Annotated in this window: 20 protein-coding genes; 11 read left to right on the top strand and 9 right to left on the bottom strand. The window is 64.7% G+C overall.

All coding sequences use genetic code 11. From position 1 onward, the window contains the following. Window positions 1-10: 10 nt before the first annotated feature. The 3 genes from argH to ppc all read right to left on the bottom strand — a co-directional run bounded on the left by argH (window position 11) and on the right by ppc (window position 5492). Entirely contained in the window at window positions 11-1408 is a 1398-nt protein-coding gene (gene argH / locus PHO31112_RS14050) for an argininosuccinate lyase (protein ID WP_010805458.1), read from the bottom strand. Window positions 1409-1542: 134 nt separating this feature from the next. Continuing rightward, window positions 1543-2352 (bottom strand): gamma subclass chorismate mutase AroQ, encoded by an 810-nt coding sequence (gene aroQ, locus PHO31112_RS14045; RefSeq protein ID WP_150621061.1) that lies wholly within the window; start codon window positions 2350-2352, stop codon window positions 1543-1545. Between the two features lie 185 nt (window positions 2353-2537). Next, entirely contained in the window at window positions 2538-5492 is a 2955-nt protein-coding gene (gene ppc, locus PHO31112_RS14040) for a phosphoenolpyruvate carboxylase (protein WP_174995714.1), read from the bottom strand. Between the two features lie 79 nt (window positions 5493-5571). Here ppc and hemC point away from each other — a divergent pair, with 79 nt between their 5' ends. From hemC to PHO31112_RS14020, 4 genes are read left to right on the top strand one after another with little or no spacing between them, the layout of a single operon-like run. Continuing rightward, the gene (gene hemC, locus PHO31112_RS14035) at window positions 5572-6540 is read left to right on the top strand and encodes a hydroxymethylbilane synthase (RefSeq protein WP_150621060.1); all 969 of its coding nucleotides are present in this window, start codon (window positions 5572-5574) and stop codon (window positions 6538-6540) included. A 14-nt stretch (window positions 6541-6554) separates the two neighbouring features. Next, complete coding sequence (locus PHO31112_RS14030) at window positions 6555-7544, top strand: uroporphyrinogen-III synthase (RefSeq protein WP_150621059.1); 990 nt, start codon at window positions 6555-6557, stop codon at window positions 7542-7544. After that, window positions 7531-8685 (top strand): uroporphyrinogen-III C-methyltransferase, encoded by a 1155-nt coding sequence (locus PHO31112_RS14025; RefSeq protein ID WP_174995713.1) that lies wholly within the window; start codon window positions 7531-7533, stop codon window positions 8683-8685. The genes PHO31112_RS14030 and PHO31112_RS14025 overlap by 14 nt, the downstream gene beginning before the upstream one ends. A gap of 10 nt (window positions 8686-8695) precedes the next feature. Then, window positions 8696-9868, top strand: a complete 1173-nt coding sequence (locus PHO31112_RS14020) for a heme biosynthesis HemY N-terminal domain-containing protein (protein WP_150621057.1) — start codon at window positions 8696-8698, stop codon at window positions 9866-9868. A gap of 123 nt (window positions 9869-9991) precedes the next feature. Here PHO31112_RS14020 and PHO31112_RS14015 read toward each other — a convergent pair whose 3' ends face one another. From PHO31112_RS14015 to PHO31112_RS13995, 5 genes are all read right to left on the bottom strand, one after another. Then, the gene (locus PHO31112_RS14015; RefSeq protein WP_150621056.1) at window positions 9992-11431 is read right to left on the bottom strand and encodes a hypothetical protein; all 1440 of its coding nucleotides are present in this window, start codon (window positions 11429-11431) and stop codon (window positions 9992-9994) included. 121 nt (window positions 11432-11552) lie between these two features. Beyond that, window positions 11553-13064, bottom strand: coding sequence for an MDR family MFS transporter (locus tag PHO31112_RS14010; RefSeq protein ID WP_150621055.1), 1512 nt, complete (start codon window positions 13062-13064; stop codon window positions 11553-11555). A 148-nt stretch (window positions 13065-13212) separates the two neighbouring features. After that, entirely contained in the window at window positions 13213-14529 is a 1317-nt protein-coding gene (locus PHO31112_RS14005) for an MFS transporter (protein WP_150621054.1), read from the bottom strand. Between the two features lie 94 nt (window positions 14530-14623). After that, window positions 14624-15382, bottom strand: coding sequence for an SDR family oxidoreductase (locus PHO31112_RS14000; RefSeq protein ID WP_150621053.1), 759 nt, complete (start codon window positions 15380-15382; stop codon window positions 14624-14626). Window positions 15383-15496: 114 nt separating this feature from the next. Next, on the bottom strand, window positions 15497-16963 hold the full coding sequence (locus PHO31112_RS13995) for an aldehyde dehydrogenase family protein (protein WP_150621052.1): 1467 nt from the start codon (window positions 16961-16963) through the stop codon (window positions 15497-15499). A 260-nt stretch (window positions 16964-17223) separates the two neighbouring features. On the opposite strand from PHO31112_RS13995, the gene PHO31112_RS13990 reads away from it, so the two are divergent. From PHO31112_RS13990 to PHO31112_RS13970, 5 genes are all read left to right on the top strand, one after another. Beyond that, a complete protein-coding gene (locus tag PHO31112_RS13990) occupies window positions 17224-18660 on the top strand; it encodes an FAD-binding oxidoreductase (RefSeq protein WP_150621051.1) in 1437 nt (478 codons plus the stop codon). Between the two features lie 110 nt (window positions 18661-18770). Continuing rightward, a complete protein-coding gene (locus PHO31112_RS13985; RefSeq protein ID WP_217427032.1) occupies window positions 18771-19898 on the top strand; it encodes an ABC transporter substrate-binding protein in 1128 nt (375 codons plus the stop codon). Window positions 19899-19944: 46 nt separating this feature from the next. Then, window positions 19945-21075: an ABC transporter ATP-binding protein gene (locus PHO31112_RS13980; RefSeq protein ID WP_150621050.1), complete on the top strand. Its 1131-nt coding sequence runs from the start codon at window positions 19945-19947 to the stop codon at window positions 21073-21075. Between the two features lie 99 nt (window positions 21076-21174). Beyond that, the gene (locus PHO31112_RS13975; protein WP_150621103.1) at window positions 21175-22881 is read left to right on the top strand and encodes an ABC transporter permease subunit; all 1707 of its coding nucleotides are present in this window, start codon (window positions 21175-21177) and stop codon (window positions 22879-22881) included. Between the two features lie 47 nt (window positions 22882-22928). Continuing rightward, the gene (locus tag PHO31112_RS13970) at window positions 22929-23840 is read left to right on the top strand and encodes a dihydrodipicolinate synthase family protein (RefSeq protein WP_010805442.1); all 912 of its coding nucleotides are present in this window, start codon (window positions 22929-22931) and stop codon (window positions 23838-23840) included. A 79-nt stretch (window positions 23841-23919) separates the two neighbouring features. Here the strand turns inward: PHO31112_RS13970 and PHO31112_RS13965 are convergent, their stop codons facing one another. Next, entirely contained in the window at window positions 23920-24795 is an 876-nt protein-coding gene (locus tag PHO31112_RS13965) for an IclR family transcriptional regulator (RefSeq protein WP_150621049.1), read from the bottom strand. A gap of 150 nt (window positions 24796-24945) precedes the next feature. On the opposite strand from PHO31112_RS13965, the gene PHO31112_RS13960 reads away from it, so the two are divergent. Next, a complete protein-coding gene (locus PHO31112_RS13960; protein ID WP_150621048.1) occupies window positions 24946-26130 on the top strand; it encodes an alpha-hydroxy acid oxidase in 1185 nt (394 codons plus the stop codon). A gap of 103 nt (window positions 26131-26233) precedes the next feature. After that, window positions 26234-26761: an inorganic diphosphatase gene (ppa, locus tag PHO31112_RS13955; RefSeq protein ID WP_150621047.1), complete on the top strand. Its 528-nt coding sequence runs from the start codon at window positions 26234-26236 to the stop codon at window positions 26759-26761. The last annotated feature ends 159 nt before the right edge of the window (window positions 26762-26920 follow it).

Genomic DNA, 26920 nt, shown 5'->3' with positions numbered 1-26920 from the left:
CCGGACGACCTTACTTGGCGAGCTTCGCGCGCGCTGCCGCGATGGCGCGTTGCACCTGTGCCGGGGCCGTGCCGCCGATATGGTTACGGCTGGCGACCGAGCCTTCGAGCGTGAGGTAGTCGAAGACGTCTTCACCGACCAGCGGCGAGAACTTCTGCAACTCGGCGAGCGACAGGTCGGCCAGATCGATGTCGCGGTCCGAACAGATCTTCACGGCGTGAGCCACGATTTCGTGGGCGTCGCGGAACGGCAGACCCTTCTTGACGAGGTAGTCGGCCAGATCGGTGGCGGTCGAGAACCCTTGCAGCGCGGCGTTACGCATGTTGGCTTCGCGCACCTTGATGCCGGGCACCATGTCCGCGAAGATGCGCAGCGTGTCGATCACGGTGTCGACCGTGTCGAACAGCGGCTCCTTGTCTTCCTGATTGTCTTTGTTGTACGCGAGCGGCTGGCCCTTCATCAGCGTGAGCAGGCCGATGAGGTGGCCATTGACGCGGCCGGTCTTGCCGCGCGCCAGTTCGGGCACGTCCGGGTTCTTCTTCTGCGGCATGATCGAACTGCCGGTGCAGAAACGGTCGGCCAGATCGATGAAACCCACGCGCGGGCTCATCCACAGCACCAGCTCTTCCGAGAAGCGCGACACATGCGTCATCACCAGCGCAGCGGCTGCCGTGAATTCGATGGCGAAGTCACGATCCGACACGGCGTCGAGCGAGTTCGCGCAGACGTCTTCGAAGCCGAGCGTCGCGGCGACACGTTCGCGATCGATCGGATAGCTCGTGCCGGCCAGTGCGGCGGCGCCCAGCGGCAGGCGGTTCACGCGGCGACGCACGTCGAGCATGCGCTCGGCGTCGCGGCTGAACATTTCGAAATAAGCCATCAGGTGATGGCCGAACGTCACCGGCTGCGCCACTTGCAAATGGGTGAAGCCCGGCAGGATCGTCGCGCTGTGCTGCTCCGCCAGATCCAGCAGCGCGCGGCGCAGATCGCCGAGGTGATCGCCGATCCGGTCGATTTCGCTGCGCAGCCACAGGCGGATGTCGGTGGCGACCTGATCGTTACGCGAGCGGCCAGTGTGCAGGCGCTTGCCCGCGTCGCCGATGAGGGCGGTCAGGCGCGCTTCGATGTTCAGGTGAACGTCTTCGAGATCCAGTTGCCACTCGAACTCGCCGCGCTCGATCTCACCGCGGATCTGCGTCATGCCGCGCTGGATGTCGGCCAGATCCTGTGCGCTGATGATGCCTTGTGCCGAGAGCATGTCGGCATGGGCGAGCGAGCCTTCGATGTCGAACAGCGCGAGGCGCTTGTCGAAGAACACCGACGCCGTATAGCGCTTGACGAGTTCGGAAACGGGTTCGGAAAAACGGGCCGACCAGGCTTCGCCTTTCTTGTGGAGTTGGGAGGTCATTGTCGTAGCGTGGCTAATCGAGGCCCATCGGGGCAGATTGAAGCGAACCGCGGCAGAGCACGGCAAACCGTGATTATACAACCCCCCGGGCGGCGTCTCCCCCAACACGCGCCTCGCCGAGGTCGGGCACCCGGTCAGTTCGCCATCGACAGTGTCCAGATACGCGGCGGTGCCGACAGACAAAGGCCGGAGGTGGCTTCGTCGAACGCCGCGCGTTGCAGCGCTTCGAGCTTCGCCGTCTTCGCAATGCGCTCGCGCGCCTGGTGAATGCGGGCCATGCGCGAGGGATCGTCGGGCAGCGCGCACAGGCGTCCGAGATCGTGCATGAGCGAGGTGCCAAGCCGGTCGAGCGCGGGGCGCAGACGCGTGGCCAGATCGACCGGTTCGCCCGGGGCGCCGCCTTCACGCGCCCAGCGGGCCAGCAGGGCGGTCTGCACCAGCTTGCCCGCCTCGATTTGCAGACGGAAGAAAGTTCGGGCCTGCGCGGACGTCAGGCCGAACTGGGCAGCCCGCTCTCCCATGCTGTCAAGCAACGCCTGTTCGCGCGGCGTGTCCTGCACCGGCTTGCCCGACGTGTACTTGGTGCGCGCCACGGCTTCGCTGATCGCCAGACGCTCCAGAATGCCGTTCATCAGCGAGTCGAGCACCGGGTCGACGACGGCGCGTGGCTTGGCCGGCGCGCCGGGCGATGCGGTCAGCGTTTGCGAAACCAGGCGCACGGCCAGACCCCGCACGCCATGCGGTGCGGCGGCCGTGAGCGTATGCGAGGGAGAAAAATCGTTGTTGGCATCGCGCAACGGCATCGTGGATGCCGGACCCGCCTGCACGCCGATGGACGGCAGCGCAAGCGCCGTCGCGGCGATCAGCGTTGCCGCATGTCGTGCGACGCCGATGCGTGCCGTGCGCGGCGGGTATGTCGATAGTGCGTTGGAATCGGAATGCATGATGGATGGGCCCCCCGGCAGCCATCGGGTCGAATCCGATGAAATATACCGTCCTATCGGTCGACTGTCGTTGGGGAGAATCCCAAGGATCTCGTAGATCAACTGGCCGGACGTCTCCGGTGAGCCGGCGTTCTGCGTCAACCCCGCATTCTGCGGCGCTGACGCAGCGTCACGCTACGCGGGCCTCAACCCGTATTGCGCAGACCGGCCGCAATGCCGTTGATGGACAGATGGATGCCACGCCGTGCGCGCTCGTCCGATGCCCCTGCCCGATGCCGTTGCAGCAACTCGACCTGCAAGTGGTTGAGCGGATCGAGGTAAGGGAAGCGGTTCTTGATAGAGCGTGCGAGCAACGGGTTGTCTGCAAGTCGTTCTTCATGACCGGTGATGAGGGTGAGTGCCCGCGACGTGCTTTGCCACTCGCTCACGATGCGGTCGAAAACGCGCTTGCGCAGCTGCTCGTCCGCCACCAGTTCGGCATAACGCGATGCCACGCCCAGATCGGTCTTGGCGAGCACCATGTCCATGTTCGAGAGCAGGTTCGCGAAGAACGGCCAGCGCTTGACCATCTGACGCAACGTATCGAGCCGCTTCTCGCGGCTTGCGTCGTCGGCCTTCGCATCGCCCTCGAGATAGGCGCCGACCGCACTGCCAAAGCCGTACCAACCGGTGATGAGCAGGCGGCACTGGCCCCACGAGAAGCCCCACGGAATGGCGCGAAGGTCTTCGATGCGGCGGTTTTTCGGGTCGGAGAACTTGCGCGATGCGGGGCGCGAACCGATGTTCAACTCGGCGATTTCCGCAATCGGCGTCGCCGAGAAGAAATAGTCGGTGAAGCCCGGCGTCTCATAGACAAGGTTGCGATATGCTGCGAAGGCCGTGTCGGAGAGCGTCTGCATGACCTTCTCGTACGCGGCCAGATGCGGTGGCTGATTGCGGCTCGGCAGCAGCGTGGCTTCTAGCGTGGCGGCCACGATCGTCTCGAGATTGCGCCGCCCGATCTCCGGGTTGGCGAACTTGCTTGCGATGATCTCGCCTTGTTCCGTGAGGCGAATCTGTCCGTTCACGGTACCCGGCGGTTGCGACAGGATGGCCTGATAGGTCGGGCCACCGCCACGGCCCACCGTACCGCCCCGGCCGTGGAACAGGCGCAGGCGGATGCCTTTCTCCTCGAACAGGCGCACGAGTGCGAGTTCCGCCTTGTACAGTTCCCAGTTCGATGTGAGGAAGCCGCCGTCCTTGTTGCTGTCGGAATAGCCGAGCATGACTTCCTGCTCGCCGCCTTGCTGCGTCACCACACCGGACATGCCAGGGATGTCGAAGAACTCGCGCATGATGACGGGCGCATTGCGCAGGTCGGCGATCGTCTCGAAGAGCGGGATGACCATGGCGCCGATTTTGGGCTCCACGGTCTTCGCACTATCGCCGCCGAGCGCGCCCTGAAAGAGTCCCGTCTCCTTTTGCAGCAGCATGACTTCCACCAGATCGCTCACGGTTTCCGTATGCGAAATGATGTAGTTGCGTACCGCACGCGGACCGAAGCGGGCGCGGATGTCGCGAGCGGCGGCAAACACGGCCAACTCGTCGCGGGTGCGCTGCGAGTAGTCGAGATACGGCGAGAAGAGCGGACGCGGCTCGCGCAGTTCGCGCAGCAGCAGAGCGAGCTTTTCGTCTTCGCCGAGTTTTGCGTAATTCGCTTCGACGCCCGCCTTGGCGAACAACTCGGCGATGACCGCTTCGTGAATATCCGAACTCTGACGCAGGTCGATGCTCGCCAGGTGGAAGCCGAATACCTCTGCGGCGCGCACGAGCGGGCCGAGCCGTTGCGAGATCAGCGCGCCGCCATGATGCGCCATGAGCGACGCGACGACCGTGTTCAGGTCCGAGATGAATTCGCTGGCGTCGAGATACGGCCGGGCGTCGCCGACCGCGCCGCGGTGCGGCACGTGGCCGACCCACTCGCGCGCCGTGGCGGCCAGACGGGCGTACACGCCGATGAGGGCGCGCCGATAGGGTTCGTCGGTGCGGTGCGGCGAGTCGTCGGGTGAGCGGCGGGCGAGTGTGAGCAAGGCGTCGCTTGCTCCGGCGAGCAGTTGCGAGACAGACAATTCCGCCCCCAGCAAGTGCACCTCTTCGAGGTAATGCGCGAAGATCTCGGTGGCCTGACGCGTGATCGCGAGTTGCAGCGTTTGTGCCGTGACGTTCGGATTGCCGTCGCGATCGCCGCCGATCCAACTGCCCATTTGCAGGAAGCGTCCGAGACCTTCGGCGCGCACGCTCGGTACGGCGTCGTGCAGCTCGGCGCTGACATCGTCGTACAACGCGGGAATTTCGGTGAGGAACGTGCTGCGGTAATACGACAGCGCGTTGTCGATTTCGTCGGCCACTGTCAGTCGTGAGCCGCGCAACATACGGGTCTGCCACAGCGTGGTGACGTAAGCGCGCATCGATTCCGTGTTACGCGCCGACTCCCGTTCGGTGAGGGCGTCGTCGCGATGCGCCAGCAGGCGGGCGATTTCGCGCTCGGCATCGAGAATACTCTTGCGCTGAACTTCGGTCGGGTGGGCCGTGAGCACCGGCACGATGAGCGCGCTGGCGAAAAACGCCTGCAACGTGGCCGGATCGGCACGACCAGCGTCTTTCAGGCTTTGCAGCGCGGCGCTCAGGCTGCCCGGCTGTGCGCGGCTGCCCGCGAGGGCATGTACGCGGCGACGCCGGTTGTGGTGGCGGTCCTCGGCAATATTGGCCAGATGCGAGAAATAGCTGAACGCGCGCACCACCTGAATGGCTTGCTCGTTGGTCAGGCCGCCCAGCAGTGTGTCGAGTGCGCGGGCGGCGCTGCGGTCACCTTCGCGGTGAAAGCGCACGGCGTTCTGACGAATCGTCTCGACCAGATCGAAGGCGGCGCTGCCTTGCTGCTCGCGCAACACATCGCCGAGCAGGCGGCCGAGGAAGCGTATGTCCTCGCGCAGCGGCGCGTCCTTGTCTTCGCGCGAGCGGCGAGCCTTGGACTTGGCCGGCACATCCGGCACCGTTTCGGAGATGGATGGGACCGCGGCTGCTGCATTTGCGGGGGAAGTTTTGCCGACCGACTTGGCGAGGCCCTCTTGCGGGGCTTTTACCTTTGCGCTGCTCTTCATGTCGCTCCTCTCGAGACCAGCCGTTCGGGCCGGTCAAGCGTGTTACCATTTTTTCTTTTGGTCTTCACGCGGTTGCTGAATGAACTTCGCTACTCCTGAAACCCTGGTGATCGCTTCGCGCGAGAGTCGGCTTGCCATGTGGCAGGCCGAACACGTGCGTGACGCGCTGCACAAATTATATCCGCAGTGTCACGTGAGTATTCTCGGAATGACCACTCGGGGTGACCAGATTCTCGACCGATCGCTCGCGAAGGTCGGCGGCAAGGGGCTGTTCGTCAAGGAACTCGAACTTGCACTGGCCGACGGACGTGCCGATCTCGCCGTCCATTCGCTCAAGGACGTGCCGATGCAACTGCCCGATGGCTTCGCGCTGGCGGCGGTGCTAGAGCGCGAAGATCCGTGCGACGCCTTCGTGAGCAACGACTACGACAGCCTCGATGCGCTGCCTGCCGGGGCGGTGGTCGGTACATCGAGCCTGCGCCGTGAAGTGAGCCTGCGCACCCGGTATCCGCATCTGAAGGTCGCGCCATTGCGCGGCAATCTGGATACGCGTCTGGGCAAACTCGACCGGGGCGATTTCGCGGCGATCATTCTCGCAGCGGCCGGCCTCAAACGACTAGGGCTTGGCGCGCGCATTCGCGCCACGATTCCGACAGAGGCCAGCTTGCCGGCGGCCGGGCAGGGCGCGTTGGGGATCGAAGTGCGTGCCGGACGTCCCGAAATCCTGCAATGGCTCGCACCGTTGCATGATGCTCGCACCACGCTGGCGGTCAGCGCAGAGCGCGCGGTTTCGCGCGCACTGGGTGGCTCGTGTCAGGTTCCGTTGGGTGCTTTTGCCGAATTCACCCCGCAAGGCGAATTGACGTTGCGCGCTTTCATTGCGTCGACGGATGGCGCCACGATGCTTCGCTCGCAGGGGGCCGCCAGGGTCGCCCAGGGGGATGTGGCTGGGGCCGAAGCACTGGGACAACGTGTGGCGCAGGCGTTGATCGACGCGGGCGCGCGGGCATTGGTGCCGCCGTCCGAGCCGAAGGCCCCCCCCGTTTGAGCCCGCGCGCGCCGATGCTGCCGCTCTCCGCCGGTATCTCGCCGGCGAGTGCCGCTGGCCGCGCTGCCGCCGGTTCGGCGACGCCGGCTGCGCCATGCGCCATCCTGACGCGCCCCGACGGGCAGGCGGATTCGCTCGCCCAAGCGCTGCGCGCCGAAGGCATCGACACGCTTGCGTTCCCATTGTTGGACATTGCCGAGCAAGTCGACCCCAGCGCATTGGCGGCGCTCGATAGCGCGTTGGGCGCGCTACCATCCTACGCGCTGGTGGTATTTGTCTCGCCCAATGCCGTCGCGCATGCGCTGGCGCGGCTGGTGGATATTCAGTCTCGCGACGGCGGTAATGCCGCCATTGCAACCGATGCCGGTATCGACGCTGGCGAACGCTGGCCGGTGGCGTTGCCGGTCGCGGTGGTAGGGCCGGGCAGCGCGCAGGCGTTGGCCGACGCGGGCATCGCCCCGCCGCGGCACAAGGTGATTGTTCCGCCGGGGGGACCGTCGGCGAGATTCGACTCGGAAACCTTGCTCGAGCAACTCGATCTGACGGCGCTTGCCGGACGCCGGGTGCTGCTCGTGCGGGGCGATGGTGGCCGCGAATTGCTGGCTGACACGTTGCGCGCGAACGGTGCGCAGGTCGACATCGTGAGCGCCTACACGCGTCGCGCGCCCGTGCCGGACACCACCGCCTGGGCTGCACTCGAAGCCCGGCTGGCCTTGCCCGCGCGTTGCGCCTGGGTGCTGACCAGCTCCGAGGCCGTGCGGCATCTGGCCACTTTGCTCGCTGCGCGCTACGGCACGCGCGACGGTCTTCATACACCTGGCACCCCACAAGTGCTGGCGCAAATCCTCGCCGCGGCGTGCTTTACGTCGCATGCACGCATCGCAGATGCCGCGCGTGCTGCGGGGTTTGATAGGATTACGCAATGCGCGCCCGGCGACGAGAACCTGCTGGCGGCACTCAAAACATGGGCGGATCCCATTCAAGTCAAGCATGACGACAGATAATCGCGTTCCAGAGTCTTCCCAGAACCCGCCGGCGTCGACCGGCCCGGCGGCATCGAATTCCACTGCGACCGGCAGCGCCCCTTACGGCACGGCTGGCGTCCCGCCTGCGTGGCAACCGCCGGAGCCGCCGCAAAAGCGCCGTGGCTCGGGTGCCGCGTTGCCGTGGCTGCTCTTCGTGCTCGTGTCGGCGGGGGCCGGCATCGGTGGCTGGTCGCTCAACCAGAAGCTCGACCGCGTGCAGCAAGAAATGGCGCGCCGCCAGCAGACGGGCGACACGCAACTCATGCAGGCGCAGGTACGCACAGCACAGGCACTCGACAATCAACGCGATCTGCAAAACCGGCTCACGTCGCTTGAGAGCCGCGTCGCCGATTCGCGCAGCCAGCAGGCCGCGCTCGAACAGCTCTATCAGGACCTTGCACACAACCGCGACGAATGGGTGCTGGCGGAAACCGAGCAGATCGTCACGAGTGCCAATCAACAGTTGCAGCTCACCGGTAACGTGCGTGGCGCGCTGATTGCGCTGGAAGGCGCAGACGCCCGGCTGGCACGCACGGGCGCGCCGCAACTCGCCGGGGTGCGTGATGCGTTGAAGAAGGACATCGACCACCTGAAGGCCGTGCCAGCCGCCGATCTTCCGCAATTGACGGGCAAGCTCGACCAGGCCATCGCCATGATCGACACGCTGCCATTGCAGGCCGAAGAGCAACGCGTCGAACCCAGGAAGGATGGGAGCAGCCCGAGCAGCACTGGCGAGACGGGCTGGACGGCAACGTGGCACCGCCTGTCTGCCGAGATGCTGGGCAGCGTGAAGCAACTGGTGCAGGTGCGTCGCCTGGACGATCCGGACGTGATGCTGGTCGCGCCGGAGCAGGGCGCTTTCCTGCGCGCCAATCTCAAGTTGCGATTGCTCAATGCGCGTCTGGCGCTGCTGGCGCGCAACGCGTCGGCCGTGCATAGCGACGTGCAGGTCGCGCAAGCCGCGCTCGACAAGTACTTCGATGCGAAGTCACGCCGCATTGCTGCCGTGAAAACGTTGCTCGATCAGGTCGACTCGGGCTCGCGCACGATCGAACTGCCGACCCTTGACGCCAGCCTGACCGCCATCGGTCAGGTCAAGGACGTCAAGGACAAGCCGTAAGGAGCCGGGCATGCGAGGATTGATCTGGTTGACGCTCCTGTTCGCGGTGGCGGCCGGCTTTGCCGTGCTGGCCACGTTCAATCACGGGCAGGTGGTGATGCTGGTGCCGCCATACCGTGTGGACGTGTCGCTGAACCTTTTCGTGCTGGCGCTGCTGGCTTTGTTCATTGCGCTGTACATCATCATTCGTATCTTGCGCAACATCTACAAGATGCCGGAGCGTGTGGCCGCTTATCGCAATCGCCAACGCAGCCGCCGCGCGAACATCGCGTTGCGCGATGCGGTGGCGAACCTCTTTGCAGGCCGCTATACACGCGCCGAGAAGGCGGCGCGAGAGGCTGCGGAGCAGGACGACAATCGAGGTGTGGCGGCAATCATCGGGGCGCGAGCCGCGCATCGAATGCGTGAATTTGCGCGTCGCGACGCATGGCTGGCCGAGGCGCAAGGGGCGAATCTCGAAGAGGCGCGACTGTTGCAAACCGCAGAGTTGCGCGTCGATACCCGCGACGCGGAAGGCGCGCTCGAAGCGCTCACGGAGATGCGGGCGCAGGGCGCACGTCGCATGCAGGCACAGCTTGTTGCGTTACGGGCGCATCAGCATTTGAAGCACTGGCCCGAAGTGCTGAACTTGCTCAAGGTGCTGGAGAAGCGCGAGGCGTTGCATCCGGCGCTGGCGGCCAAGCTCAAACAGACGGCCAGCGAAGGCATTCTGCGCGATCATCGGCACGACGCCGACGCGCTGCTCAAGTGCTGGCATGAACTGCCGGCCGATACCCGCACGTCGGCGCGAATTGCCGACGTGGCTGCCGAATTGCTGATTTCACTCGACCGTCCACGCGAGGCGCGCGATATCGTGGAAGCGGCACTGGCCGAGCACTGGGACTCACGTTTGCTGCGCCGGTATGCGGAATGTGCCGGCGGCGATGCGCTGCCGCTCATCCAGAAGGCCGAGGCATGGCAGCAGCGCCATCCGAACGATCCCGATCTGCTCTTCGCGCTGGGCAAGCTGTGTCAGCATCAGCGTCTGTGGGGCAAGGCGCAGACGTTCCTTGAAGGGGCGCTGCGTCACACCGACGAGCGCTATTTGCAGCAGCGCGTGCATTTGGCGCTCGCTCAACTCTTTGAAGGTCTTGGCCAGATGGATCAGGCCAACCGCCACTATCGGGCCTGCGCGACCGCGTAAGCCCCGCGAGACACCGATGGCATCCGCGCAACGCGGTGTCGGCCATCGGTGTCGGTCACAGGAGTGCCCGAACGCGCTCCGATTCCCGCCCTTCCCGTTTTTGCCCCGTGTTTGCCCTGTGAGTCAGTCCAGCACGGCGGCTCTGTAGTTATCGAACGCTTCCACGAGCTTGGCATGGGCTTGGGCGGCGAGATCGTTGAAGTGTGCGCCCAGGCAGGTCGAATGTAGGTCGTGGAGCATCTCGACGCACTCGCCGCACGAGAACACCAGGTGATCGTACTCGCCTTCCGTCGCAGCGATTTCGATGAGGTGCGCGAGCAAGGCGCGAGCATCTTGTGATGGGATTTTCTCGGTTTCGTCGGCGATGACCGCTACGGTCGCAATCATGGGAACGCCGTACACCCCCCGATCGGGATGCACCATCGCTCGGGCTATCGCCGGTTTGTCGGCTGGCGCAACGGCGTTGAGGAGCGATTTCGTAAGTTCACTCCACCCGTCGCGGGTACTCAGCTTGTTGGTCGCGGCGACGATCGCGTCGGCAGCCGTTCGCTGCTCGGGGACAGGCAACAGGCTGATGAATGTCGCCAGTGTCCCGAGTCGTTCAGCGTTGACCCCTGCCATCGAGCGCAAGAGGCTGGTGAGCATGTCGTTCCATGCGCTTGAGCGGTTCTCTGCGGGCATATCCGCAATCGCGTGAAGCCGATGGGCGATCAGGCGGTCGATGCTCGTGTGCGTCGATGCACCGGCGAGGAGCAGCGCTTCGTCGCGCGACCCGCTGTCGTGGGTGAGCAGCAGCGCTTTTGCGGCGTCTGCCGTGCGGGATTCGAAGCGCATGATGAGCGATACCACGCGCTCGAACGCCACCGGCCAGGGATCGATGGCCTGTTCGGCCTCCAGCCGCCTGACAAGCCCCTCGAGCAGATAACGGGCATCCAAGTACGGCCCCATCTCCAATGCCGTGTCGACCGCGAGCGACTCCAGCGTGGCAAACCAGTCGGCGGCGAGCGTGTTCGTGTCGGACAGGGCAAGCAACGTCTTCCGCAACACGGTATTCGAGATCGAGACGCCGGATCTGCGCCCGATCCCCGAGGTGGATGGCGACGGCTCCAACGCAGGGATCTCCGGCAAAGCCATGTGTCGTATGCGGTTCAGCGCCATGGCGGCAAGGCTCTCGTCACTGAAGGCTGCGCCGAAAGGTCGCTTGGCCGTGAGCGGCAGCAAGGCATACGACCGCGTTGTCGGATCTGATCCCGCGAGGTTCTCGAAAGTGAGGAAGGTCGCGCCGGGATCTTGGATGAGACCGGAAAACTCGTCACGCATTGCAGACCATGGCAAGCCGGTCGCGGTTGCCGTGTCGGCGCCGTCATGCGTTGTCGATGCGTAGCTCGGCGGACTGAAGGCGAATTGGGTGGCGTGCCAGAAGTCGGCGAGAAGGGCGGCGCGTGACGACCCTGCGGCGGCGGTTCCCGGCACGTTGGTCGTCGCGGCGGTCGTCGTGGCAGTGGTTGTGTCCGTTGTCGCGCTAAGCGGCGCGGTCGTATTGGGCGGGAGAGACGGGAACAATACGGACTCCTGATGTGATGATGGGAGTCCGCACTGTGCCGTAGTGCCGGGCGCAGCACTTTGTGGCGCGTGCACGGGCTTTGCAGAACCGTGCAGGGAGCGCGCGGTAATCGTTGCCTTGTTACTCGATGGCCGTCGCCTCGTTCCCCGAACTTTGACGCAACGGCAATTCCGGCAGCCGGCCGAGTGCGACGATGGCGAGCGCCGCGATCAGCGCGCTACCGGCAAAGAACGCCCCGAAGGCGAGCTGCAGGTGATCCTCCATCCCGGCGGGTGCGCCGCCGGAGCGCAGGAAATCGGTAAGCTCGTGCGGTGCGCTGCCGTGGTCGCCTGAGACTAGCAGGCCCACGATGAGTGCGCCGAACATTGCCACACCGATCATGCCGCCCAGCGCCCGGAAGAACGCATGCGCGGCGGTTGCGATGCCGATGTCGCGCGGTGCGACGGCATTTTGCGTGGCCACGGTCATGACGGGCATGGCCGAGCCGAAGCCAATCCCGACGAGTCCGAGGCACAGCCCGATCGCCACGAGCGGCAGCGACTGCACACCCATCGCCATCGTGGCGAGCCCGAGAAATGCCACTGGCAGACCGATCTGCGGCGGACGTTTGTAATGCCCCGTCGTGCGCATGTAATGCCCCGAGCCAAGCGCGCCGACCACGATACCCAGCAGCGGCAGGATCAGCATCAGGCCGGAGCTACTGGCCGATTCGCCACGCTGCAACTGGAGATAGAGCGGCACGTAGATCCCGATGCTGATGTTGACCATCATCACCAGCACCGCCATCGTCGACGTCATCCGGAACACCGGGTTGGCGAGCAACGCGAGCGGCAGCAACGGCTCGCGCACGGCGCGTTGATGATGCAGGAAGACCGCACCGACGAGCACGGCCGCAGCGAACAGACCGCCGATTTCCTTCGAGAGCCAGGCATAGCGGTGGCCGCCCCACGTGAGCGCGAGCAGCAGACAAACGGTGGCGGCAATGAGCAGCAGCGACCCGAGATAATCGATGCTCGGCTTGCCTTCGCGACGCGGCAGATGGCGCAGGGCGCGGTCGCTCAGGTAGATGGCGAGCACGCCGAGCGGGAGGTTGATCCAGAAGATGAGCGTCCAGTTCAGGTACTGAGCGAACACGCCGCCGGTCACGGGGCCGGCCACACCGGAGACAGCGAACATGCCAGAGATATACCCCTGATACCGACCGCGCTCACGCGGCGAGACGATATCCGCGATCACGGTATTGGACAGCGCAATGAGGCCGCCGCCGCCCAAGCCCTGCACACCGCGCGCGAGTATCAGCACGAGCATGCTCGGTGCGAGTGCGCACAACACCGATCCCACGAGGAAGACCGCCACGCTCGCGGCAATGACGACGCGCCGTCCGAGCAGGTCGGAGAGTTTGCCGACGATAGGCGTAATGGCCGTGGACGAGAGCAGATACGCGGTGACGACCCAGGAAACGGCGTCGAAGCTGCCGAGGTCGCGGGCGATGGTCGGCAGGGCCGGCGCGACAATGGTCTGGTCGAGCGAGCCGAGAAACATGGTGAGCAGCAGGCCGGAGAGGATCGACTTGATCTCTGATGGCGTGAGCGAGACGCCGGCCGGCGTCGTCTGAGAGTCGTTGGCGGGCATGCGGATTTTCGGGGGGCAAAAAATCAGGCCGTCCCGGCGGGGACGGCCTCACGCATGTTACTCCCAAGGGGGGAGCCGGGCCAGCCGTCCCGTGGCGTCTTGGTCTTGCGCGCCAAGACGACGTTTCGTCAGTCGATCTGCGTGGCCGTCACTTGCTCACGAGCCGCGCGGGCACGCATAGCGTGAGCAGTCCGCCCAGAATCATGAAGACCGTGAGCAGGAACATGCCGCTGTTGGTGCTCTGGGTGGCGTCTTTGAGAAACCCGATCAGGTACGGGCCCACGAAGCCGGCCAGATTGCCCAGCGAGTTGATCATCGCGATGCCTGCGGCGGCGGCGGTGCCGCCGAGAAACGCGGTGGGCAGACTCCAGAACAGCGGCAGCACGATCATGATGCCCATCGTGGCCAGCGTCAGCGCGAACATGGCGAGCTGGGTGTTGTGGCTCCAGACCGTCGACAGGAAGAGACCGATCGCGCCGAGGAATGCCGGGATCGCGATGTGCCAGCGACGCTCGCCTCGCAGATCGGAGCGGCGCCCGACCATGACCATCGCGATCACCGCGAAGAAGTACGGAATCGCCGTGAGCAGGCCGATCTGCAACGGATCGGTCACGCCGGTACTCTTGACGATCGTGGGCAGCCAGAAGCCCACGCCGTACAGGCCGATCACGAACGAGAAGTAGATGAGGCTCATCATCCACACCCGCGGGCTGGAGAACACCTGACGCAGCGGCAAATCCTCCTTGGTCTGCACGTCGCTGGCGATGTTGCGCTCGAGCATCGACTTCTCGTCCTCGTCGAGCCATTTGGCATCGCGGATGCGGTCGTCGAGCACGAACAGCACGGCAATGCCGATCACGACGGAGGGAACCGCTTCGATCAGGAACATCCATTGCCAGCCGGCAAGGCCGGAGACGCCGCTCATGTCCTTGAGAATCCAGCCCGAGAGCGGGCCGCCAATCAGCCCGGAGAGTGCCACGGCCGTCATGAACAACGCGGTCATGCGGCCGCGTCGCGAGGCCGGGTACCAATACGTGATGTACAGGATGATGCCGGGGAAGAAGCCCGCCTCGGCCACCCCGAGCAGGAATCGCATGACGTAGAACATCGCGGGTGTCGTGACGAACATGGTCGCCCCCGAGATGATGCCCCACGAAATCATGATCCGCGCGATCCACACGCGCGCGCCCACGCGGTGCAGGATGACGTTGCTTGGCACTTCGAAAATGAAATAGCCGATGAAGAAGATGCCCGCGCCGAGACCGAACACCGTTTCGGAGAAATGCAGGTCGCCGACCATCTGCAACTTGGCAAAGCCTACGTTCACGCGGTCGAGGTACGCGACCACATAGCACAGCAGCAAAAACGGAATCAGCCGCCAGCCGACCTTGCGATAGGTGGCTGCTTCAAAGTCTGCCAACGGGGTGTTGGCCGTGGATGTCGGGGGCGTCGGAACGCTGTTCATACGGAATCTCCTCCGGTTTGACGTTGTGTTGTCTGTCGTTATGGTGTGAATGCGACAACTACGGGGACTGCCGAGTGCAAAAACAGTGGGTCGCTCAGATGCAACGTCCGCCGTCGACTTCCAGGCAGACGCCGGTGATGAAGGCGGCGTCGTCGCTGGCGAGATAGAGGCAGGCGTTGGCAACGTCCTGCGGTGTTGAGAAACGGCCGAGCGGAATCCCGGCGAGGAATTTGGCGCGGTTCTCGGGGGTATTGGGCACGCCCATGAATTCGGCGGTCAGCCCTGTGTCGCCGATCACCGGATTGACGCAGTTCACGCGAATGCTGTGCGGGCCGAACTCGGCGGCCATGGCCTTGCTCGCCGTGATGACAGCGCCTTTGCTGCCGTTGTACCAGACGAGTCCGGGGCGCGGTCGCACGCCCGCCGTCGACGCGATGTTGATCATCACGCCGCCGCCGCGTTGCAAAAAGTACGGGATGACAGCGCGCGCGCTCCAGAAGATACCTTTGACGTTCACGGCATAGACGCGGTCGAACTCGGCCTCCGTGACTTCGAGCAGCGGCTTGTTCCGATGCGTGGTGCCCGCGTTGTTGACCACGATGTCGAGATGACCGAAGCGCGTGACGGCCTCGTCGAGCAGGGTGACGTGATCGTCTTCAAGCGACACGTCGCCGTACACGAACGCGGCGCGCCCGCCCGCTTCGGTGATTTCACCGGCCACACGCTCGCCGGCTTCACGATTCAGATCGCCCACGATGACCGCTGCGCCTTCGCGCGCAAACGTCTTGGCGATGCCTTCGCCGAAGCCGGAGCCGGCGCCCGTCACGATGGCCACTTTCTCTTGCAAACGCATGCCTTGTCTCCTGAGTTGCCGTGTTGTGGCGAAGCGCTGAACCGATGACGCGGCCGCGCTTCGCTGCGATCCCAGTCAGCTTGGGTGCTGCGGGTGCTGCGAAGCCATCGTTGTTCAACCGTGCCTGATCGCGACAGTCTTGAGCGTGGTGAACCCATAAAGCGCTTCGAAGCCTTTTTCGCGCCCGTGACCGGAGTGACGCATGCCACCGAAGGGCAGCTCTACGCCACCGCCGGCACCGTAGTTGTTGATGAAGACCTGCCCCGCGCGGATGGCGCGCGCCATGCGCATCTGACGTCCGCCGTCGCGCGTCCACACCCCGGCCGCAAGACCGTAGAGCGTGCCGTTGGCCAGGCGCACGGCGTCGGTCTCGTCGGTGAAAGGCATGGCCGCGAGCACCGGACCGAACACTTCCTCACGGGCGAGACGATGCGTGGCGGGCACGTCGCGCAGGAGCGTGGGCGCCTGATAGAACCCGGCCTGCGGTGCGCTGCCGACGACTTCGCCCTGCGACATCACGGCAATGCCGTCGTGCTGCGCTTCGGACAGGAAGTCCCACACGCGCTGCTGCTGACGGGCGTTAATCAGCGGGCCAAGATCGAGATCGTCGTGCGACGGTCCCACGCGCAGGCGCGCGAACGCCTCGGCCAGATGCGCGAGCACGGTCTCGTAGGCGTCGCGCTCGATCAGCACACGGCTACCGGCCGAACACGTCTGTCCGGCGTTTTGCACGATCGCATTGACGACGACCGGCAGCACGGTTTCCATGTCCGCATCGGCAAAGACGATCTGCGGCGACTTGCCGCCGAGCTCCAGCGTGACCGGTGTGTGGTTTTCGGCGGCCATCTGCGAAATCAGGGTGCCTGTCGCGGGCGAGCCGGTAAACGAGATGTGGTCGATGCCCGGATGCCGAGCCAGCGCCGCACCGGCTTCCGCGCCGTACCCCGTGACGATATTGAGCGCCCCGGGAGGCAGCCCCGCTTCCAGCGACAACTCGGCAACGCGCAGCAGCGACAGGCAGGCGTCTTCGGCCGGTTTGACAACGCAGGCGTTGCCCGTCGCCAGCGCGGCGGCCACGCTGCGTCCGAAGATTTGCAGCGGGTAGTTCCACGGAATGATGTGACCGGTCACGCCGTGCGGTTCGCGCACGGTGAACACGGTGAAGCCCTGCTGATAGGGGATGGTCTCGCCATGCAACTTGTCGGCCGCGCCCGCATAGAACTCGAAGTAGCGCACGATCGCCGCAGCGTCGGCGCGCGCTTGCTTGAGCGGCTTGCCGGTGTCGCGCGCTTCGAGTTGCGCCAGTTCTTCGTGATGACGGGCGAGGGTACTGGCCAGCGCGTACAACAAGCGGCCGCGCTCGGCGGCGGCGGTGCGGCCCCAGTCGCCATCGAAGGCGGCGCGTGCGGCCTGCACGGCGTGGTCGATGTCCTCGGCATCGCCTCGGGCGATTTCGGCAAAGGGTTGTCCGTCGGACGGGTCGATAACGGGAATGACGAGGGCGGCGGGCGTAGCGGAAATGCCGGGGCGCTTCGCGCAAGCGACCCATTGATTGCCGATGAAGTGTGTAGCGTCGGGCATGTCGACTTCACCTCGTGAGGGAGTGGGAGTCATTATCACTTAACTCACGAGCGCGTTGACTATCGTATCGGGCGTATCCGCATAAACACCTAAAATGATTGCATTGCAATTAAAGATATTTTATTGCAATTTTTTATCGCCTATCCTTGATCGAAATGAATCGCCAGACGTGCGTCTGGTGTGACACTACCGCTCGCTGTGCGCTGTCGCAGACATCGCAGCGAGGTGGTCGAACCGAAGCATTCAGGAGTCGGCAGGAAATGAACGATGCAGTGACGCGCGAGACGCTGATCCACCGGTTGCAAGATGCGCTTGGCGCGGATGCCGTGCTCAGTGACGAGCCCGATACCGCCGGCTATACGGAAGACTGGCGCGGGCGCTACCGGGGCGAGGCACTGTGTGTGGTGCTGCCGTCGTCGACCGCGCAGGTAAGCGAAGTGGTCAAGCTGTGTGCCGCGGCCGGTGTGCCGATCCTCCCGCAGGGCGGTAACACGAGCCTGTGCGGCGGCGCGGTGCCGCCGGCCCAGGGCCCGTCGCCCGTCATTCTGAATCTGGCGCGCATGCGTCACATTCGTCAGATCGATGCCGCGAACGGCTCGATGATCGTCGAAGCCGGGTGCATCCTGAAAACCGTGCAAGATGCGGCGGCCGACGTTGGCCGCTTGTATCCGATCAGTCTCGGCGCGGAGGGGTCGTGCCAGATTGGCGGCACGCTTTCGACCAATGCCGGCGGCACCGGCGTGCTGCGCTACGGCAACACGCGTGAAAACGTGCTGGGTCTCGAAGTCGTGCTGGCCGACGGCACGGTCTGGGAGGGGCTGCGCGCGCTGCGCAAGGACAATACCGGGATCGATCTCAAGCATCTGTTCGTCGGTGCGGAAGGCACGCTCGGCATCATCACTGCGGCGGCCATCAAGCTGCATCCGCTGCCCACCTGTCATTCGCTGGCCTGGTTCGCACCGCGCGATCCGGCGGCCGCCCGGCAGGTGCTCGGCATGTTCCAGAACGCGTGCGGCTCGCGTCTGTCGGCGTTCGAAATCATGAACCGTTACCAACTCGACATGGTGCTCGCGAACGTGCCGAATCGCCGCAATCCGCTCGCGGGCGCGCACGACTGGCATGTGCTCGTCGAACTCGGCGACACGCGCGATGCAGAAGGGCTCGAGGCCGTACTCACGGAAACGCTGGGCGAGGCCATCGAGCAAGGACTGGTCGAGGATGCCGTGATCGCGGCGAACGAAACCCAGCGTGCCGATCTCTGGGAAGTGCGCCACAGCGTGAGCGAAGCGAACAAGAAGGCGGCTGTCGGACTCACGACGGATTGCGCCGTGCCGGTCTCGAGCGTGCCCGAATTCATCGACGCCGCCACGCGTGCTGTGCACGCCGTGGTGCCGGGCCTCGACATCGCCATCGTCGGTCATATGGGTGATGGCAACGTGCACTTCATCCCGATGTTCTCTTTTGCCGCGTGGTCGTCGTTGCCCGACAGTGCATCGATGGGCGACACGATGCGTGCATGCGTGAACGACGTTGCCGCGCGGCTGTCCGGCACGTTCAGCGCCGAGCATGGCGTGGGACAGACGGGGTTGCCGCTTATGCAGCGCTACAAGGCGCCGGCCGAGCTTGCACTCATGCGCACCGTGAAGGCGGCGCTCGATCCGAACCAATTGTTCAATCCGGGACGCCTCGTTCCCTGAGTCATTTTCAGTGTTGCTGTTTGTTTTGCCATAACTGCGCGCGCGGCGGCTGTGCCGAAGCTGCCGTCCGTCGCCGCGCCCACCCCTCCCAGTCAAGACCGGAGACCATGATGAAACGCAAGACCTCCGCAAGCCCGCTCGACATCATCGACAACAACGCAGCGCCGCTCGCGCAACCGGGCCGTCGCACGGCCATGAAGACGGCGCTCGCCGGCGCGGCCGCCGTAGCGTTCCCGTTCGTGTGGACGCCCTCGCGCGCCGCGACCAAACGCATCGTCGTGCGCGACGACGGCGGCATCTATACCAAAGCTTACGACGCGGTGTTCTACAAGCCGTTCGCCAAGGCGACCGGTATCGAGGTCGTCGGCGTGCAGGCGAACGCGGAGCCGACCGCGCAGATCAAGAGCATGGTGGAGGCCGGCAGCTATACGTGGGACATGGCCAAGATCAGCCAGCCCGCGATTCTGCTGCTGACCTCGGGCGGCAAAGAGTATCTGGAGCGTCATGGCCTCGAGTCGGACCCGGTCATCGCGAAAATTCCTCAGCAGTACATGTCGCCGTTCGGTGTCGGTACCAACATCTACTCGACGGTACTCGCCTATCGAACCGACGCGTTCAAGGGCCGCAAGGCACCGACATCGTGGGCCGATCTGTGGAACGTGAAGGATTTCCCGGGCCGCCGTTCGATCCGCAAGTACCCGTTCGACACTATCGAAGAGGCGTTGCTGGCGGATGGCGTGGCGGCGGGTTCGGTGTATCCGTGCGACTTCGATCGTGCGTTCAAGAGCCTGGACAAGATCGCCAAGCATGTGGACGTATGGTGGACCACGGGCGCGCAAGTCGAACAGATGCTCGGTTCGGGCGAAGTCGACATGGTCGCCACGTGGGCCTCGCGCGCGCAGTCGGCACAAGCCAACGGCGTGCCTGTGCAGATCGTGTGGAACCAGAACATCTGGGGCTGCGACAACTGGTCGATCCTCAAGGGCACGCCGAACGCGGGCGCGTGCCGCGAGTTCATCAAGTTCGCCAGCGATCCGAAGCGTCAGGCCGAACTGACGAAGTACTTCCCGGCCGGCATGACGCAACCGGAGGCGTTCAACTATGTGAAGCCCGAAGTGGCCAAGAACTGCCCGACGTTCCCTGAGAACATGAAGAGCGGCGTGCAGATCAATGCCAAGTTCTGGCAGCAGAACCAGAGCGTAGCGCTCGAACGTTTCAACCGCTGGATCCTGACCTGATCCTCACCTGCCGTTTCGTTTCAAGCATTTTTTGGGTGCTGATCTCATGACCGTTGCCAATCTCCAAGTCTCGGGCCTGTCCAAGCGTTACGGCGATTTTGTCGCGCTTGCACCGACCGACCTCGATGTCGCCCAGGGCGAATTTTTGACCTTGCTGGGCCCGAGCGGCTCGGGCAAGACCACGTTGCTCTCGCTCATCGCCGGTCTGTCGCAGCCCGATGCGGGCGCTATCCGTATCAACGGGACCGATGTCACGTACGGCGCGCCGTACGAGCGCGACATCGGTATGGTGTTCCAGAACTACGCGCTGTTCCCGCACATGACCGTGGCGGAGAACATCGCATTCCCGTTGCAGATGCGCCGTACCGACGCGCAGACGGCTCGCAAGATGGTCATGAACGCGCTGGAGATGGTGCATCTGCCGCACGTGGCAGAGCGCTATCCGCGCGAACTCTCGGGCGGCCAGCAGCAGCGCATTGCGCTGGCGCGCTGCATGGTCTACCGGCCGTCGATCATTCTGATGGACGAACCGCTGGGTGCACTCGACAAGAAGCTGCGCGATCACATGCAGCTCGAGATCAAGCGCATTCACCGCGAACTCGGCACCACCATCGTGTACGTGACGCACGATCAGGAGGAAGCGATGACGATGTCCGATCGCATTTGCCTGATGAACGCCGGGGAAATCGCGCAACTGGGCACGCCGGACGACCTGTACTTCCGTCCGAAGAGCGTGTTCGTTGCCGACTTCCTTGGTGAGTCCAACCTGCTCGACGCCACCGTGCTCGAGCGCGCGGGCGATCAGGTGCGTGTGGCGATGCCGGGCGTGGAAGGGGCGAACGGCGCCGGGGCCATGGTCTACGACCCGCAAGTCGAGCGCGGCCGTCCGGTCAAGCTGATGCTGCGTCCGCAGAATCTGCACGTCCGGGACGCTCAGAGCCGCACCGACGGCATGGCAACGATCTCGGCGACGCTCACCGACATCATGGTCACGGGCGGCATGACGAAGCTGTATCTACAATCGGACGTCACGGGCGGCAAGACGGGCAAGGACGGTGAATCGGGCAAGTCGCTCGTGGCGGCGTTCCCGACGCATCGTCAGGGCAACCGTTTCGAGATCGGGCAGACGCTGGGTCTCGCGTGGCACGCCGACGACGCCGTTGCGATCGCGGGGTAAGCGATGAGTGCATCCGCCGTGGTTCGTCCTTCGTCGTCCCGTCCCGTTCAGCCGGCGCCGCGCCGGGCACGCTGGCGCGCACGCCTGCGCCCGATGCTCATGGCCGCGCCGATCGTCATCCTGTTGACGGTCATGCTGATCTATCCGGTCGGTCAGTTGCTGCTGCTGAGCATTCGCGGCGAGAGCGGCTTCACGCTCGCCGAATATCAGCGGCTGTTCGCCTCGTCGGTGTATGTCGAGGTGCTGCTCATCACCCTCAAGGTCTCGCTCTACACAACCTTCTTCGCGGTGCTCACCGGCTATCCGATCGCCTACCGGCTTTCGACGCTCACCGGGGCGCGCAAGCAGCGGCTGCTCTTCTGGCTGCTCGTCTCGTTCTGGACGAGCTTTCTCGTGCGCACGTTCGCGTGGGTGGTGCTGCTTGGTCGCAACGGAGTCGTCAACCGCACGTTGCTCGATCTCGGCCTGATCGACGCGCCGCTCGCGCTGCTCTACAGCTTCCCCGCCGTGATACTCGGCATGGTGCATGCGCTCATGCCGCTGGCGGTGCTCACGATGCTGTCCGTCATGGAGAACATCGACCGCCGTCTGCCGAGCGCGGCATCGACACTGGGCGCGCGTCCCGGCACGGTGTTCTGGCGCGTGTATTTCCCGCTGTCGCTGCCGGGCGTAGCGGCCGGCGCGCTGATGGTGTTCGTCACCTCGATCGGCTTCTTCATTACGCCGACACTGCTGGGCGGACGTCATGAAACGATGATTACGCAACTGATCATCGATCAGGTGATGCAGGCATTGAACTGGGGCTTTGCAGGCGCGATTTCGGTGCTGCTGCTTGCCGTGGTGCTCGTCGTGTTCCTCGTCTACGACCGCATGGTCGGCCTGTCGACGATGGCCGGCGGCGCGGGCGACGTCAAAGCGGGCAAGCGACGCGGCGGCTGGAGCCGCACGCTCGGCGAGAAGGTGCTTGGCGCGTTGGGGAATGCCACCGATGTGCTGTTGCGTGCGATGCCGCGTCACAAGGGCGAGCAGGGCGACGGACTTGTGCTGCGCGCGATCGTCTTCCTGTTGGTGGTGTTCCTTGCCGCGCCAGCGCTGCTGATGATTCCGGTGTCGTTCGATTCGGCCTCGGCGCTTGCGTGGCCGCCGAAGGGATTCTCACTGCAGTGGTATCAGCAGGTCTGGGATTCGCCGCTGTGGATGCAGGCTGTCACGCGATCGATGCTGGTCGGCATTGGCGCCGGTCTGCTCTCGATGCTGATCGGCACGCCCGCCGCGTTCTTGCTGGTGCGCGGTGGCATGCGCGGCAAGTCGGCGATGCTCGCCTTCGTGCTGGCCCCCATCGTGGTGCCGCGCATGATCCTGGCCGTCGGCGTGTTCTATTTCTTCGCCAAGATCGGTCTGGTGGGCTCGAATGTGGGGCTGACCATCGCACACACGGTGGTGGCCGTGCCGTACGTCGTCATCACGATGATGGCCGTGCTGCGCAACTACGACACGCGTCTCGATCTGGCGGCTTACAGCTTGGGAGCGCGCCCGTGGGCCACGCTGCGCCGCGTGACGTTCCCGATTCTCGGCGCTGGCCTGCTGTCGTCGTTCCTGTTCGCGTTCGCCACGTCGTTCGACGAACTCACGATTGCCCTGTTCACGTCGGGCGGCCTGTCGACCACATTGCCCAAGCAGTTCTGGGACGAACTGACGATGCAGATCTCGCCGGTGATCGCGGCGGTCTCGACGTGTCTGTTCCTTTTCATCGCCGCACTGATCTGGGTCGCCGAGCGTCTGCGCCGGCGCAGTCTCGCGACCTGACGCGGTATCCGATTCCTCCGAACTTACGATTCACGGACGTCTATTTCATGCTTCACTCTGCACAACTGAAGGGCATTCTGCCAGCGATTCCCACGCCGGTGAATGCCGACGACACGATCCATACCGACGCCGCTCGCGCGCTGATGCGTTACCTGCTGGGGCAGGGTATCGACGGTGTGGTGCCGCTGGGCGGCACTGGCGAATACGGTGCGCTCTCGCGCGCCGAGCGCGTGCGCATGGCCGAACTCACGGCGCAAGAAGTCAAGGCGCATGGCCGCGACGTGCCGGTGATCGCGGGCGTGCTCGACCCCGGCTATCACGATGCCATCGAAGCCGGACGTGACTTCGCCGCCGCCGGTGCCGACGGCCTGCTCGTGCTCACGCCGTACTACACCAACCCGACGCAAGCCGGTATCCGCGATTACTTCCTGCGTTATGCCGACGAGTCGCCGGTGCCGATCCTGATCTACGAGATTCCGTACCGCACGCGCATTGCGATCACCCCGGAAGTGCTGCACGAGCTGTCGCGGCACGAGAACATCATCGGCATGAAGGCCTGCAACACCGACATGTGGCATTTCCTGCGCACGGTCGCCGGTGTCGACGAGTCGTTTGCGGTGCTGAGCGGCGAAGACACGCTGTTCCCGCTGCATGTGGCAGCAGGGGCGCGAGGCGGCATTGTGGTGACGGCGTCGCTGCTGCCCACTGCGTGGCAGCGCATCTTCGCGCTGGCGTCGGCAGGCAAGACGGCCGAGGCGCTCGAACTACACCGCTCGCTCATTCCGCTGATGAATCTGGCGTTCGCCGAGACGAATCCGGGCCCGATGAAGTCGGTGATGGATCTGATCGGGGTAAACGCACCGGCAATGCTCGCACCGCTGTTGCCGCCCGCACCTGCGCTCTCGGCCGAACTGCGCGAGGAACTGGCCAAGCAACTGGCGATTTTCGAACGGCGTTGAGTCGCGGTTGAGTCGTTGTGACCTGCCCGCCGCCCTGAGATGACTTGGCGGCGGAAGGTCGATAGCCGCCTGAGACGGCTTAGCGGCGGAAGGTCGATAGCCGCGATTTCGAGATCGAAGTCGCGGCGACCTGAACGTGCGACGCGAGTTCGGCTTCGACACGCTCACGCGTCCAACGCGAAGTCGGCACCGAGATGTTGATGGCAGCGACGGCGTGTCCGTCGTGGTCGGTGATGGGGGCGGCAACCGAAATATCCCCCATCACGGTCTCGCTATCGATGATGGCGTAACCGCGCCGCGCGGCCGTTTGAATACGTTCGAGCAGCTTTTTCTCGTCCGTCACCGTGTAAGGCGTCATCGGCTCGAGCGACGTGTTGGCCAGAATCTCGCGCACGCGCGTTTCGGGCAGGCGCGACAGGATGGCGATACCGGACGCGGTGAACATGGCCGGCAGACGCGCGCCGACGACGATGCCGATGTTCACGAGATGCTGACCCGGAAAGCGCGCGACGTACACGATCTCGTGGCCGTCGAGTTCTTGCAGGTTGGTCGTCTCGCCCACGCGGCGGAAGATGTCGAGCAGATACGGTGCGGCCTTCTCGACGAGGTCGTTCGCGCGAATGTAGTTGTACGAGAACTGCAAAACCTTGGTCGTGAGGCCATAGGTGCGCGTCTCGGGCACGCGAAAGAGATAGCCGAGGGCTTCCAACGTGTGCACGAGCCGCTGTGTCGCACTGCGATCAAGCCCTGCGGCCTTGGCGATGTCGCCGAGTGTCATGTAGCGCGCCGGGCCGTCGAACGCGTGCAGCACCTGAAACGTTTTTTCGGTCGAGCCGACGAAGAGCGACGAGCGTGGCGCAGACCGCGCAGCATCCGTCGCACCGGTGGATCGGGCTGACGGGGTGGCAGGCGCGTCTTCTGTCGGGCGGGATGACCGGGCGGGTAAGCGCGGCATGGAATGTTCCGGTGTGTTCGGATTGTAACGATTGTGATTGTAATGCAATTGTTTGTGAGCAAGTAGCGATTTGTCCCCAGGGCAAGTTGTGGAGCAAGGATAAAAACCTCGTGGCGCGCTTCACGGGGGACATGAGGACAGGGGGAGCCAATGCACGCGTTTTCCTGCGTGGAGGATTACCGCCGGGCAGCCCGGCGGCGTTTGACGAAGCTGGCGTTCGATTATCTGGAAGGCGGGGCGGAAGACGGCGACGCGCTGCGGCGCAATCGCGATGCATTCGGGCAGTGGGGCTTTTCGCCGCGGGTGCTGACCGATACTTCGCAGATGTCGAGTGCGGCGACCTTCTGGGGGCGTGAAGCCGCCGCCCCGATGGTGGTTGGGCCGACCGGGCTCAATGGTCTGTTCTGGCCCTGTGCGGACGAACTGCTCGCGCGTGCGGCCGCCGACGCGGGGCTGCCGTTCGTGCTGTCGACGGCGTCGACCTCGTTGCTGGAGGACGTGCGTGCTGCGGTGCCCGACGGCGAACTGTGGCTCCAGCTTTATGTGCAGCAGGACCGGCGCATTGCCGAGAGCATGATGCGCCGCGCGCGTGAAGCCGGTTTTCGCACATTGCTGCTGACGGTCGACACGCCGGTACATGGCAAGCGCGATCACGACACGCGCAACGGTTTCAAGCTGCCGTTGCGCTTCACCCCGCGACTGCTGGCGGACTGCATGCGGCATCCGCACTGGAGCTGGCAGATGCTGGCCCACGGTGCGCCGCAACTGCGCAACATCGCGAAAAGCATGGGCGAACGGGCCGATCTGGCGCGCCATGCGGCGATGCTGAGCCGTCAGATGGATCTGTCGCTGCGTTGGGACGATCTGGGCTGGGTGCGGCGCCACTGGCCGGGCGAAGTGCTCGTCAAGGGGATTCAGACGGTGGAAGACGCGCGACTGGCGCAGGCGCATGGCGCCGACGGCATCGTCGTCTCGAATCACGGCGGGCGGCAGTTGGGCAGCACGCTTGCACCGCTCGAAGCGCTGCCGCCGATTGTCGAGGCGCTTGACGCTGGCGGCCCCAGGATGACCGTCTTCGTCGACGGTGGCGTGCGGCGCGGGGCAGACGTGGCCAAGGCGGTCGCGCTGGGGGCCAAGGGCGTGTTGCTTGGCCGGGCGCCGCTGTACGGGGTAGCGGCGCGTGGCGGGGAGGGCGCTGCCGGTGTGCTCTCGTTGCTGCTTGGTGAGTTGCGCACAACGATGCAACTGCTGGGCTGCACGCACGTGGACGAACTCACCCCGCAGCGGCTTGCCCGCCTGCCGGCTATACAGGCAAATCAGGCAAACCCGCTATAATGTTCCGCGCCCGATTGCCGTCGGGCGGCGTGGCATCCGGCAGGTTGGCGGGCGTGCGCGCCGTGCGGCGGCAATGCCCTTTTTCATACACAGGAATGCCATCATGAGCTTCAACCACGTGCCTGCCGGCAAGGACATCCCCAACGATTTCAACGTCATCATCGAGATCCCGGCGCAGAGCGACCCGGTGAAGTACGAGGCCGACAAGGATCTGGGTCTGCTGGTCGTTGACCGCTTCATCGGCACGGGCATGCGCTACCCGGCCAACTACGGCTTTATTCCGCAAACGCTGGCTGGCGACGGCGACCCCGTCGACGCGCTGGTCGTCACGCCGTTCCCGCTGCTGGCCGGCTCGGTGGTTCGCTGCCGCGCACTGGGCATGCTCAACATGACCGACGAGTCGGGCGTGGATGCCAAGTTGGTGGTCGTGCCGGTCGACAAGATCTGCCCGATGACGGCGCACATGAAGTCGCTCGACGACGTGCCGGGTTACCTGAAGGACCAGATCAAGCACTTCTTCGAGAACTACAAGGCGCTCGAGAAGGGCAAGTGGGTCAAGGTCGAAGGCTGGGAAGGCATCGAAGCTGCCCACAAGGAAATCACGGAAGGCGTGGCCAACGCCAAGAAGTAAGCGATTTTCGCCCGCGGCGTCGCACGTCGACGTCAGAGAAACCCGGCCGAGCGCCGGGTTTTTTTGTCTCACGATGTCGTAAGTTCGGTGAGTCGGCCGTTGAGCCGACCCACGTCGCAGGGTAGGAGTGGCACGCGCCGGTTTGGGGGCGATCTGGCA

The sequence above is a fragment of the Pandoraea horticolens genome, assembly GCF_902459555.1.
Classification (GTDB): Bacteria; Pseudomonadota; Gammaproteobacteria; order Burkholderiales; family Burkholderiaceae; genus Pandoraea; species Pandoraea horticolens.
Note: the sequence above shows the minus strand (reverse complement) of the source record. Positions and strands in the feature narration are given on the sequence as shown.